Origin of the sequence: Planctomonas deserti, from assembly GCF_003067705.1 — a bacterium.
Lineage (GTDB): Bacteria > Actinomycetota > Actinomycetes > Actinomycetales > Microbacteriaceae > Planctomonas > Planctomonas deserti.
In genome coordinates, this window is record NZ_QANL01000004.1 from 190,188 (window position 1) to 202,258 (window position 12,071).

Here is a 12,071-nt window from a genome sequence, read left to right on the forward strand (position 1 = left end):
GCCATTCGTGAGAACCAAGCCACGCAATTCAGCAGGGAGGCATCCGACGTCGGCATGTCGCCGCTCCGCACCGGCGTGTCGGCCGGGATTTGCTGAATTGCGCTCACCGGCGGCGGAATCTGCTGAATTGCGTCCACCGGCGGGCGGGATCTGCTGAATTGCGCTCAGGTCCGCGGCAGCCGGTCCGCTGACTCGGCGATCCAGTGAACTGCTGACCCGCTGGACGGCGGTCAGGCGAGCAGGGCCGCGCGCAGGGTGTCGAGGCCGACGCCGCCGAGGTCCAGCGCGCGGCGGTGGAAGCGCTTGATGTCGAAGTCCGCGCCCTCGCGCCTGCGGGCCTCGTCGCGCAGCTGCTCCCAGATGCGCTGCCCCACCTTGTAGGACGGCGCCTGACCTGGCCAGCCGAGGTAGCGGTTCACCTCGAAGCGCACGAAGCTCTCGTCCATGTTGACGTTGCGCTTCATGAACTCGAAGGCGTAGTCCGCGTCCCAGGTGCCCGTCCCGTCGAGGCGCGGCTTGCGCAGGTGGACGCCGATGTCGAGCACGACGCGGGCCGCCCGCATCCGCTGGCCGTCGAGCATGCCGAGCCGGTCCGCGGGGTCGTCGAGGTAACCGAGCTCCTCCATGAGCCGCTCCGCGTACAGCGCCCAGCCCTCCGCGTGGCCGGACGTGCCGGCGATGCGACGCCAGCTGTTGAGGCTCGCCTTGTTGTAGGTCGCCTGCGCGATCTGCAGGTGATGACCGGGCACGCCCTCGTGGTAGACCGTCGTGAGTTCGCGCCAGGTCGCGAACTCGGTGACCCCCTCAGGAACGGACCACCACATGCGGCCGGGGCGGGAGAAGTCATCGGCCGGGCCCGTGTAGTAGATGCCGCCCTCGTTCGTCGGCGCGATGCGGCACTCGAGCTCGCGGATCACCTCCGGGATGTCGAAGTGCGAGCGGGAGAGCTCCTCGACGGCGCGGTCGCTCGTCTCCTGCATCCAGCGCTGCAACGCGTCCGTGCCGTGCAGCGTGCGGCTCTCGTCCGCGTCGAGGTGGGCGATGGCCTCCAGGACGCCGGCGCCCGGCTTGATCTCCCGGGCGATGGCCTCCTGCTCCTCCGTCATGCGGGCCAACTCCTCAATGCCCCACTCGTAGGTCTCGTCGAGGTCGATGGTCGCGCCGAGGAAGCCGCGGGACGCCAGCGCGTACTCCTCCCGGCCCGCGGCGTCGTCCTGCCGCGCCGCGGGCTCGAGTTCGGTCCGAAGGAAGTCGGCGAGGCCGGCGTACGCCTCGGCGGCCTGCCCGGCGGCGCGGTCGAGATCGGCGCGGAGCGACTCCGGCAGTTCGGCCCCGTCGACCGACGCGCCGGTGACGAGGGAGCGGAAGAAGCCGTCGGAGGACGCGTGCGCCGCGGCCTGCTCGGCGACCTCCCGCACCTGGCGCTTCGCCGGGGCGGCGCCCGCGGCGATGCCCGCGGCGAGCGTCTGCCGGTACCCGGACACGGCACCCGGCACGTTGCGCAGCCGCTCCGCGATCGTGGCCCAGTCGCCCTCGGAGCCGGTGGGCATGAGGTCGAACACCTCGCGGATCTCCTGGGCCGGCGACGCGATCACGTTCAGGTCCCGCAGGTGGAGCCTCGCCTCGTGCCGCTCGAGGTCGAGTTCGAGCTCGCGGCGGAGGTCGGCCGCCGTCACGACGTCCACCTCGTCCCCGGGCTCGGCCGAGTCGAGCGCGGCGAGCACCCGGCGGGCGGCCTCGGCGCGCCGCTCGTGGCCGGCGGGCGAGTAGTCGGAGTACTGCCCCTCGCGGCCGGGGCGGCCGAGGTACACGTGCAGCTCGGGGCTCAGCTCGAGGAGGGTGTCGACCCAGCCCTCCGCGATCGCGTCGACCGCCGTGGGCCTGCGCGCTCCGGGCGGCGTTCCGGGCGTGCCGGTCATCGCGCTCTGTCCCGTGCCGGTGGTCTCGTTCTCGCGGGGGCTCGTCATGCCGACGAGCCTATTGCGCCGCTCGACCGGCCACGCCGCAGGACCGGGCGGACCGCCCACCGGAGGGGACCGCGCGGCGGCTACTCCCCCGAGACCGGCTCGCTTGTCGAGAACGCGGCCAGCACCTCGTCGGTCGAGGTCGCCGAGAGGATCCGGTCGACCGTCGAGCGGTCGAGCAGCACGTCGGCGAGGCGGGCCAGCATGGCGATGTGTCCCCCGCCGTGGGCGGCGATGCCGATCACCAGGTGCACGGCCTCGCCGTTCCAGTCCACGCCCTCCGGGAAGCGGAGCAGGCTCAGCGCGTCGCGGTGCACCGCGTGCTTGCCCGCGATGGTGCCGTGCGGCAGAGCGACGCCGTTGCCGACGTAGGTCGACACCGAGGTCTCGCGGCGCAGCATCGATCCGACGTAGGACGGCTCGACCGCGCCGCTCTGCACGAGCAGCGCTCCCGCCTGGCTGACGGCGTCGAGCCGGTCGGTGGCCGTGGCCTCCAGCAGGACGCCGCCCTCGAGGAGGAGTGCGGCGATCGTCGAGGGCGGGCTGTCGATGGGGCTCGTGGGCACCGGGGTACTTCTTTCGCTGATGGTTCCTCTGAGGCACCGCCGTCGGCGCCCTCGATGCCGCTCTAGTGCGCGGCCTCGTCCCAATTCTCTCCCCGACCGACCTGCACGTCGAGAGGCACGGACAGCGAGGCGGCACCGGCCATGCGGCTGGTCACGATCGACTCGAGCGCGTTCCACTCCGCGTCGTGCACCTCGAACACGAGCTCGTCGTGCACCTGCATGAGCATGCGCGCCTGCAACCCCTGCTCGCGGAGGTCGCGGTCGATGCCGATCATCGCGAACTTCATGATGTCGGCGGCGGAGCCCTGGATGGGCGCGTTCAGGGCCTGGCGCTCGGCGTTGTCGCGGATCACCCGGTTCGGGCTCTTCAGGTCGGGGAAGGGCCGGCGGCGGCCGAAGATCGTCTCCGTGTAGCCGTCCTCCCGCGCCTGCTCGACGACGTTGCGCAGGTAGTCGCGCACCGAGCCGAAGCGCGAGAAGTAGTCGCTCATGAGCTGCTTGGCCTCGGCGGTCTCGATGCGCAGCTGCTTCGACAGGCCGAACGCGCTGAGCCCGTACGCGAGCCCGTAGGACATCGCCTTCACCTTGCTGCGCATCTCGGACGTGACGTCGCCCGGGCCGACGCCGAAAACGCGCGAGCCGACGAAGCGGTGCAGGTCCTCCCCCGCGTTGAACGCCTCGATGAGCCCGGGGTCCCCGGAGAGGTGCGCCATGATGCGCATCTCGATCTGCGAGTAGTCCGCGGTGAGCAGGGTGTCGTATCCCTCGCCAACGCGGAAGGCCCGGCGGATGCGGCGGCCCTCCTCGGTGCGGATGGGGATGTTCTGCAGGTTCGGGTCAGTCGACGAGATGCGTCCCGTGCTCGTGCCCGTCTGCACGTACGAGGTGTGGATGCGCCCGTCCGGCCCGATGGACCGCTCGAGGGTCTCGATGATCTGGCGAAGCTTGCTCGCGTCGCGGTGCTGCAGCAGGAGGTCGAGGAACGGGTGGGGATTGGACGCCTGCAGATCGGCGAGCGCGCCGGCGTCCGTGGAGAAGCCGGTCTTGTTGGCCCGGGTCTTCGGCATGCCGAGCTGATCGAACAGCACCTCCTGCAGCTGCTTCGGCGACCCGAGGTTGAGCTCGCGGCCCACCTCCGCGTAGGCGCTCTGCGCGAGCGCGGCCACCCGCTCGCCGAGCGCGGAGGAGAGCTCACCGAGCGTCGCGCGGTCCGTCGTCATGCCGCTCAGCTCCATGTGGGCGAGCACCAGCAGCGTCGGCAGCTCGATGTCGACGAGCACGGACAGCGTCGTCGCGTCGAGCTCGTCCCGCATCGCCGTGCACAGGCGCTGCGTGAACCAGGCCTCGAGCGGGGTGGTCAGGATGTCGTCCGCGGGGACCAGCTGGTTCTGATCCGGCTGGGGCAGGTCCTCGTGCAGGTGCCGCGCGACGAGCGCAGCAAGCGTCTTGTCCGGGGATCCCGGTCGCAGGAGCCAGCCGGCGACGTGCGCGTCGAACGCGAGGCCGTCGAAGGCCAGGCCGGACTGCGTCATGGCTTTCACCTGGTACTTGGCGTCGCTCATGACCTTGGGGCTGGGGCCGGCGAGCCACCGCTCGAACGGCGCGTAGTCCTGCCGGTCCGGCACCCAGGGCAGCGTCACGGACTCCGTCGCACTGGCGACGCCGAAGCCGGTCACCCTGCCGTCGTACACCTCGACCGTGAGGCCGAGCCCGCCCGGCGTCGCCGCGGACGAGCGCTCGAGCCACTTCTCGAGCTCCTCGTCGAGCAGGTTCTGGGCCTCGGGGTGCGGGGTCGACTCCGTGACGTCCTCGTTGACGGCGACCTCGAGCGTGTTCGCGCTCGACGTCGGCTCCTCGTCGGCCTCGAGCTTGAGGATCCGGTCGAGCAGCGTGCGGAACTGCAGCCGGTCGAAAAGCTCGCGCAGGGCGGGCTCGTCGATGCCCTTCCGCTCGAGGTCCGCCGGGCCGACCGGCAGTTCGACGTCGGTCAGGAGCCGGTTGAGCTTGCGGTTGCGCACGACGTTCTCGACCTGGGCGCGGAGGTTCTCGCCCACCTTGCCGCCGATGGACTCGCGGTTCTCGAGCACGGCGTCGAGGGATCCGTACTGGTTGATCCACTTGGCCGCCGTCTTCGGGCCGACCTTGTCGACCCCGGGCAGGTTGTCGCTGGTCTCGCCCACGAGCGCCGCGATGTCCGGGTACTGCTCCGGCGTCACGCCGTACTTCTCCATCACCTTCTCGGCGTCGTACCGACCCAGCTGGCTCACGCCCATGGCGTTCGGGTAGAGCAGCGTGACGTCGTCGTTCACGAGCTGGATGGTGTCCCGGTCGCCGGAGACCACGAGGACCCGGAAGCCCTGCTCCGCGCCCTGCTTGGCCAGGGTCGCGAGGATGTCGTCCGCCTCGTAGTCCTCCTTGGCGATGGTGGTGATGTTCATGGTCTTCAGCGCCTCCTGGAGGAGCGGGACCTGACCGGTGAACTCGGGCGGCGTCGCGCCGCGGGTGCCCTTGTACTCCGCGTACTCGCGCGTGCGGAACGAGAAGCGCGAGATGTCGAACGCCACCGCGACGTGGGTCGGCTTCTCCTTCTGCAGCAGGAGCAGCAGCATGGCGAGGAAGCCGTGGATGGCGTTGGTGTGCTGGCCGTCGCGGGTGGTGAAGCTGTCGACGGGGAGCGCGTAGAACGCCCGGAATGCCAGCGAGTGGCCGTCGACGATCAGAAGGGTAGGCTTTTCGGGATTCGGCACGGGCTCCAGCCTATAAGCAGCCGCTGACAGCGCCGGGCGCGTCCTCGGCCGTCGGCCGGCGGGGGTCTGTCGGGATCCGTCCGCCTTCCGCCGCCTCCCCGAGGAGATCATGCAGGACAGCATCGCGCAGGAGGGGGCGCCCGCGGGCGCGCACCGGCTGCCCTCAGACGTCGGCCCCCTCGCCCAGAAGATGGGCATCCGGGTGCTGGAGCTGAGCGCCGAGCGCTCCGTCGCCACGATGCCCGTTGAGGGCAACACGCAGCCGTACGGCATCCTGCACGGCGGGGCGCACGTCGTGCTCGCGGAGTCGCTCGGGTCGATGTCGGCAAGCCTGCACGCCGGTCCCGGCCGCATCGCCGTGGGCATCGAGCTGAACGCGAGCCACAGCCGCTCCGTCGCGAGCGGCACGGTGACCGGCACGTGCACCGCGCTGCACCTGGGCGGCACGCTCACGACGCACGAGATCGTCGTCACGGACGAGCAGGGCAGGCGCCTGTCGACCGTGCGCATCACGAACCTGCTGCGCGACCGCCCGTAACGGCCCGCCGCACCCTGGCACACGCCGCTCTGTCGGTCGCCGGCGCCGCCCTTAACCGGATCCTGCCCAGGCAGGAGGATCGTGCGCAGCTTGAAGCTGGGCAGGATCCCCCTGCCTGGGCAGGGCGCCGACGGTGGCGTCACCCGGGGCAGGGCGCTGTGGGGTTGAGGGAGGAGCGGGTGCTACTTCTTGGGGGCGAGCTGCTCGATGATGGCCTGGGCCACGTCGTGCATGGTCAGGCGGCGGTCCATCGACGCCTTCTGGATCCAGCGGAACGCCTCGGGCTCGGTCAGGCCCATCTTCTCGTTCAGCAGGCCCTTGGCGCGGTCGACGAGCTTGCGGGTCTCGAAGCGCTCCACGAGATCGGACACCTCGGCCTCAAGCGTGATGATCTGGGCGTAGCGGGCGAGCGCGATCTCGATCGCGGGCAGCAGGTCGTTCGGGGTGAACGGCTTGACCACGTAGGCCAGCGCGCCGGCCTCGCTCGCGCGCTCCACGAGCTCCTTCTGGCTGAATGCCGTGAGCAGTACGACGGGCGCGATGTGGCCCTTGCTGAGGCGCTCGGCCGCGGAGATGCCGTCGAGCTGGGGCATCTTCACGTCCATGATGACCAGGTCGGGACGCAGCTCCGTGGCCAGCGCGACGGCGGTCTCGCCGTCGCCGGCCTCGCCGACGACCTCGAAGCCGTTGTCGCGGAGCGTCTCCACGATATCCAGTCGGATCAGGGATTCGTCCTCGGCGACAACGACGCGACGGGGGGCTGAGGGCGAGGTCTCTTGGTCTGACACGCCGAGAAGTCTACGGTATTGTGAACCACGCCGTGCTGGGCCGGATTGGCGGAATGGCAGACGCGGAGCACTCAAAATGCTTTGTCCGGAAGGACGTGTGGGTTCGACCCCCACATCCGGCACCACGGCGGCGGCGGTGCCCGGGATGCTCGTTCCCCACCCGCCGCACCGGCTCTGAGGTCCCGCCTCGCTGCAGCCCGCGCGATCCTCCGCGCGTATCAGCGGCGGATCAGCGGCGGATCAGCGGCGGATGCGCAGCGCGAACAGCAGCGCCGCGGCCGCCGTCAGCGTCGCGAGGGCGAAGCTGCCCGCGAACGGCACGACGCCGCCCGCCGGCGCCAGCGCCGCGAACACCAGCCCGGAGACGGCGAGGGTGAGGGACGCCGCCACCGCCTCGACGATGGACATCGCGGACGTGGTGAAGCCGCGTTGCGACTCCGGCGCGAGCGAGAGCACGAGCGTGCTGATGCGAGGGAAGGCGAAGCCCATGCCCGCGCCGCCGAGCATCCAGGCGGCGAACAGGACCTGCGACGGCCAGTCGGCCAGCGCGGCCGTGAGCACGAGCACGTCGGTCGCCCCCACGACGGCGACACCGATGCGCACGACGACCGCGTGGCTGATCCGGGCACCGAGCCAGGCCTGGAGCTGCGACGCCGACGCCCAGCTGATGGCCGCTCCCGTGAGGGTGATCCCGGCAAGGGACGGGGTGAGGCCGTGCCGTTCGATGAGGAGATACGGGATGTAGACCTCCGCACCGAAGAATGCCGCGGCGACCCCGGCCCGGGCCAGGAGCACGCTCGGCAGCCCGCGTCGCGCCCGGAAGGTGCCGGGCGGCAGTAGCGGGCGGAGGTTGAACACGAGAGCGACGACGAGGAGCGCAACGACGGGAACGACGACCGGGGAGGAGACCTGGGCGAGGGACCCGACCGCGAGGACGGCTGCCGCGGCCCCGACGGCCAGCAACGCTCGGGCGGGGTGCAGGGCGGGCGCGCGGTCCATCGGTCCGCTCGCGGCCCGGGCGGCCGGGAGGACAGCGGCCGTGACGAACGGCACGAGCGCGAGCACGCCGAGGAAGACCCAGCGCCACGACGTGTGCTCGGCCACGAGGCCGGCGAGCACCGGACCGACGATGGACGGCAGCACCCAGGCGGCGGCGAAGGCGCCGAAGATCCGCGGATGCAGGTCCGGCGGATACGCCCTGCCCACGAGCACGAACAGCGCGACCGTCACCCCGCCGGCGCCGAGGCCCTGGAGCGCGCGACCCGCGAGCAGCACGAGCATGGTCGGCGCGAGCCCGGCGCAGAGCAGCCCGGTTGCGAACAGGACGATGGCCGCGACCAGCGGCCGCAGGGGTCCTCGCCGGTCGGCTGAGCTGCCCGCGAGCACCATGCCGACGATCCCGACCGCCATCGGCGCCGCGAACGCGAGCGCATAGAGCGGGCCACCGCCGAGGTCGCGGCTCACGAGCGGCATCACGGTGGTCACGGCGAGCGACTCGAAGGCGTTGAGGAACACGAGCCCCGTCGCCCCGACGGTCGTCGCCCGCCGGGCCGGCGACCAGATGCCCCCGACCGGCCGGTCGTCGGCTACGGGCTCGGCCTCGCTCGTGCTGCCCGTCCGATCGCCCGCGTCCACCCGTTCAGGTTAGGGGCGCCGCACCCCGGCCGCACCTCTCCCCCGAACCCGGGGGTCCGGAACGCCCGGGGTGTGGAACCGACCGCGTCAGAGGAGCTCGTCGCGGGCGAGCTCGCTGCGGATCACCGGCGCGATCAGCCGGGCGTACTCCGCGGTGATGTGCGTCGCGTCGAGCTTCATCGGCGTCGTGCCCACGAACGGCGGGCACATCCCGCCGGAGCAGAACCAGGGCCGCGAGTCGTAGACGGCGACGCCGAGCTCCTCCCCCAGTTCGCTGTCCCGCTCGAAGAAGTCTGTCCACTCCTCCGAGACGATCGAGACGCAGTCGGCGGGCGTGCTGAGGTTCGTGTAGCAGTCCGCGACGTCCTTGCTCGACGGCGGCGGCGTGACGACGGCGACCGCGGACGCCGCGGACGAGATGCGCGTGTGGATCGAGCGCAGGGCCTCCGACCACTCGTCGAGCGTCACCTCCTTGCCGGTCGCGGCGGAGTCGCCGCCCGCGTAGCTGTTCGAGATGACGACGAGGTCCGGCTTGATGCGGTCGATCGCCGCGACCGCGTCATCCACCCGGCCGGGGCACGCGGCCTCGAGGGCCGCGTTGTCGTTGGCGAAGGTCAGGCCGAGGAAGCGGCAGCCGAACATGGCCCGCGTGACGACCCGCCAGCCCTCGGCGTCCGCGATCTCCCGGAACGCCTCGGTGTAGGCGAGCGACGTCGAGTCGCCGACGAGCACCATCGTGCGCTCCGCGTCCGCCGGTCCCCAGGAGCACTCCTCCTCGGGCGCCGCGCTCACCTCGCCGCACGCGGTGACGTCCTGCGGCACCTGAGGCCCCGACATGACCTCGTCGAGCGACGGGCTCAGCGCGGGCCAGGCGTCCTGCTGGAGGGCGGTCTCGATGCCGTTCGCCAGCTCCTGCGACGTCATCGCGGACGACGACGCGGATGCGGGAGATGCCGAGGCCGTCGGGGCGACGCGCGGGGCGAGCGCGACGGCGACGAGCAGGACGGTGAGGACACCGAGGAGGCCGAGAGACCCGAAGCGGAACCGGGCGAGGTAGCTGTGCTGCCAGTCGCCCATCCGGCCCGCCCGGGCGGACCTCGTGACCGCCTTCCCCTCGGCTATCGGCAGCCGGTGGATCGGCTCCTCGAGGAAGTGGTACGACGCGACCGACAGGGCGGCGGTCAGCACGACCGACACCACGAGGAACAGGGCGGTGCCCTCGGCGAAGAACGCGGTGGCGAGCACGATCACCGGGAAGTGCCAGAGGTACAGGGAGTACGAGATGTCACCGACGTACCCGCTCACCCGGTTGGTCAGCGGGGCGAGGAGACGCACGGGACCGCCGGTGCCCGCGGCGATCACGACGGCCGTGGCGAGCACGGGCAGCGCGGCCCACGGCCCGGGGAACGGCATCGCGTCCGTGATGACGAACAGGGAGGCCACGATGCCGAGCAGCCCGAGCCAGGCGAGCACCGGCCGCAGCCGGTCGGGGATGCGGCGCAGCGCGGGCGAGACGGCGGCGAGCAGGGCGCCGACCGCAAGCTCCCAGACGCGCGACGCGGTGGAGAAGTACGCCGTGGCGGGGCTCTGCGCGCTCTCCCAGAGCGCGAACGCGAAGGACGCGGCGGCGAGCACGGCGAGCACGACCGCGACGACCCCGCGCGACCGGCGGGCGGTCAGCAGGAGCACGAGGAGCAGGAGGCAGGGCCAGACGAAGTAGAACTGCTCCTCCACCGCGAGCGACCAGTAGTGCTGCAGCGGTGACACCGGCCCCGCACCCTGGAAGTAGTCGGTCCCGGTGAGCACGAGGTCCCAGTTGGCGGAGAAGAGCGCGGCCCAGAACGCATCGTTGAGCACGTCCGCCGCGCGGGAGTCGTTGAAGACGGCGAACGCGGCGGTGACCGTGACGAGGAGGACGAGCAGGCTCGCGGGCAGGATGCGCTTCGCGCGCCGCAGGTAGAACGACCGGAGCGAGATCGAGCCCGTCGTCTCGTGCTCGCGCAGGAGGAGACCGGTGATGAGGAAGCCGCTGATCACGAAGAAGACGTCGACGCCGACGAAGCCGCCGGAGGGCCAGCGCACGAGGTGGTCGAGGATCACGGCGACGACCGCGATGGCCCGCAGTCCCTGGATGTCGGCGCGGCGCGGACGCTGCGGCGGGAGCGCGTCGGCCTCGCGGCGGGGGCGCGTCCGGGTGTCGTCGGCAAGCATTCGGCAGACCATACCAGACGTCCGCCGCGCGGCAGGGCGCCCCCGTGACGGGGGCGCCGCCCGGGAGCCGGGTTAACGGCGGATGCGCGCGGCCCCGGAGGGCTCGCGCGCATCAGCACGGAACACGCGCGTGGCTAGAGGACGTCGCCGACCCGGTGCACGCGGATGTCGTTGGTGGTGCCGGGGATTCCGGGAGGGGACCCGGAGATGATGACGACCTTCTCGCCGTTCACCGCCATGCCCTCGCGGGTGAGGACCTCGTCCACCTGGGCGACCATCTGGTCGGTGTGCTTCACGCGGGAGACGACGAAGGACTCGACGCCCCAGTTCAGCGCCATGCGCCGGCGGATGGCGGGGTCGGGCGTGAACGCGAGGATCGGGATGCCGTTGCGCAGGCGCGACATGCGGCGCACGGAGTCGCCGGACTCCGTGAACACGCAGAGGTACTTCGCCTCGACGAACGAGGCGACCTCCGCCGCGGCCAGGGTGATCGCGCCGCCCTGGGTGAAGGGGCGCGTGCCGAGCGCCGGGATGCGGTCGAGACCGTGCTCCTCGGTCGACTCGATGATGCGCGCCATGGTCTGCACGGTGATGACCGGGAACTCGCCGACCGACGTCTCGCCGCTCAGCATGAGAGCGTCCGCGCCGTCCAGGACCGCGTTGGCGCAGTCGGACGCCTCGGCGCGGGTCGGGCGGGGGCTGGAGATCATGGTCTCGAGCATCTGGGTGGCGACGATGACCGGCTTCGCGCGGCGGCGGGCGAGCTCGACGGCGCGCTTCTGCACGATCGGCACGGCCTCGAGGGGGAGCTCGACGCCGAGGTCGCCACGGGCGACCATGATCGCGTCGAACGCGTCCACGATCTCCTCGAGCGCGTCGACCGCCTGCGGCTTCTCGACCTTGGCGACGACGGGGATCTTGCGACCCTCCTCGGCCATGATCTCGTGCACGCGGTCGATGTCGGCCGCGTTGCGCACGAAGGACAGGGCGATCATATCGGCGCCGAGGCGCAGGCCCCAGCGCAAGTCGGCCTCATCCTTCTCGGACAGCGCGGGCACGTTCACCGCGACGCCGGGGAGGTTGATGCCCTTGTTGTTCGACACGGCGCCGGGCACCTCGACGACCGTCGTAACGACGGTGCCGTCGGTGTCGGTCACCCGGAGCGTGACGCGGCCGTCGTCGATCAGCAGCGGGTCGCCCGCCTTGACGTCGTTCGGCAGGCCCTTGAAGGTCGTCGAGGCGATGTCCTTCGTGCCCTCGATGTCCTCGATCGTGATCTTGAAGACGTCGCCGACCGCGAGGTCGTGCGGCCCGTTCGCGAACTTGCCGAGACGGATCTTCGGACCCTGGAGGTCGACAAGCACGGCCACCGCGCGGCCGGAGTCCTCCGCGGCCTGGCGGACCTTCGCGTAGATCGCCTCGTGCACGTCGTAGCTGCCGTGGCTGAGGTTCATGCGGGCGACGTCAACGCCCGCGTCGATGATGGCTCGGATGCTCTCCAGCGACGACGTCGCCGGCCCCAGGGTCGCGACGATCTTCGCGCGTCTACTCATGCTGTGGTTGCTCACGTTTCTGCGCCCGCGGGCGCGTCGTGCGGATTGTGCTGTGCCGGAACGGCTGCT

8 protein-coding genes and 1 tRNA gene are annotated in these 12,071 nt (G+C 71.5%); 2 read left to right on the plus strand and 7 right to left on the minus strand.

The genetic code is table 11. The features are described 5' to 3' along the window. Positions 1 to 230: 230 nt before the first annotated feature. The 3 genes from DAI20_RS14365 to polA form a co-directional block, all read right to left on the minus strand. The gene (locus DAI20_RS14365) at positions 231 to 1,919 is read right to left on the minus strand and encodes a DUF885 domain-containing protein (RefSeq protein WP_108252590.1); all 1,689 of its coding nucleotides are present in this window, start codon (positions 1,917 to 1,919) and stop codon (positions 231 to 233) included. A 128-nt stretch (positions 1,920 to 2,047) separates the two neighbouring features. Then, the gene (locus DAI20_RS14370; protein ID WP_240606090.1) at positions 2,048 to 2,530 is read right to left on the minus strand and encodes a PTS mannitol transporter subunit IIA; all 483 of its coding nucleotides are present in this window, start codon (positions 2,528 to 2,530) and stop codon (positions 2,048 to 2,050) included. A gap of 62 nt (positions 2,531 to 2,592) precedes the next feature. Further along, positions 2,593 to 5,277, minus strand: coding sequence for a DNA polymerase I (gene polA, locus DAI20_RS14375; RefSeq protein WP_108252046.1), 2,685 nt, complete (start codon positions 5,275 to 5,277; stop codon positions 2,593 to 2,595). A 109-nt stretch (positions 5,278 to 5,386) separates the two neighbouring features. Between polA and DAI20_RS14380 the strand changes: the two genes are divergently transcribed. Next, positions 5,387 to 5,815, plus strand: coding sequence for a PaaI family thioesterase (locus DAI20_RS14380; RefSeq protein WP_108252048.1), 429 nt, complete (start codon positions 5,387 to 5,389; stop codon positions 5,813 to 5,815). A 182-nt stretch (positions 5,816 to 5,997) separates the two neighbouring features. On the opposite strand, the gene DAI20_RS14385 is transcribed toward DAI20_RS14380, so the two are convergent. Next, positions 5,998 to 6,603, minus strand: a complete 606-nt coding sequence (locus tag DAI20_RS14385) for an ANTAR domain-containing response regulator (RefSeq protein WP_159085076.1) — start codon at positions 6,601 to 6,603, stop codon at positions 5,998 to 6,000. A 39-nt stretch (positions 6,604 to 6,642) separates the two neighbouring features. On the opposite strand from DAI20_RS14385, the gene DAI20_RS14390 reads away from it, so the two are divergent. After that, positions 6,643 to 6,728, plus strand: a tRNA-Leu gene (locus tag DAI20_RS14390). A gap of 115 nt (positions 6,729 to 6,843) precedes the next feature. Here DAI20_RS14390 and DAI20_RS14395 read toward each other — a convergent pair. From DAI20_RS14395 to pyk, 3 genes are all read right to left on the minus strand, one after another. Further along, complete coding sequence (locus DAI20_RS14395) at positions 6,844 to 8,238, minus strand: MFS transporter (RefSeq protein WP_108252053.1); 1,395 nt, start codon at positions 8,236 to 8,238, stop codon at positions 6,844 to 6,846. An 87-nt stretch (positions 8,239 to 8,325) separates the two neighbouring features. Beyond that, on the minus strand, positions 8,326 to 10,449 hold the full coding sequence (locus DAI20_RS14400; RefSeq protein WP_159085077.1) for an acyltransferase family protein: 2,124 nt from the start codon (positions 10,447 to 10,449) through the stop codon (positions 8,326 to 8,328). Between the two features lie 134 nt (positions 10,450 to 10,583). After that, complete coding sequence (pyk, locus tag DAI20_RS14405; RefSeq protein WP_108252594.1) at positions 10,584 to 12,002, minus strand: pyruvate kinase; 1,419 nt, start codon at positions 12,000 to 12,002, stop codon at positions 10,584 to 10,586. Positions 12,003 to 12,071 lie beyond the last annotated feature (69 nt).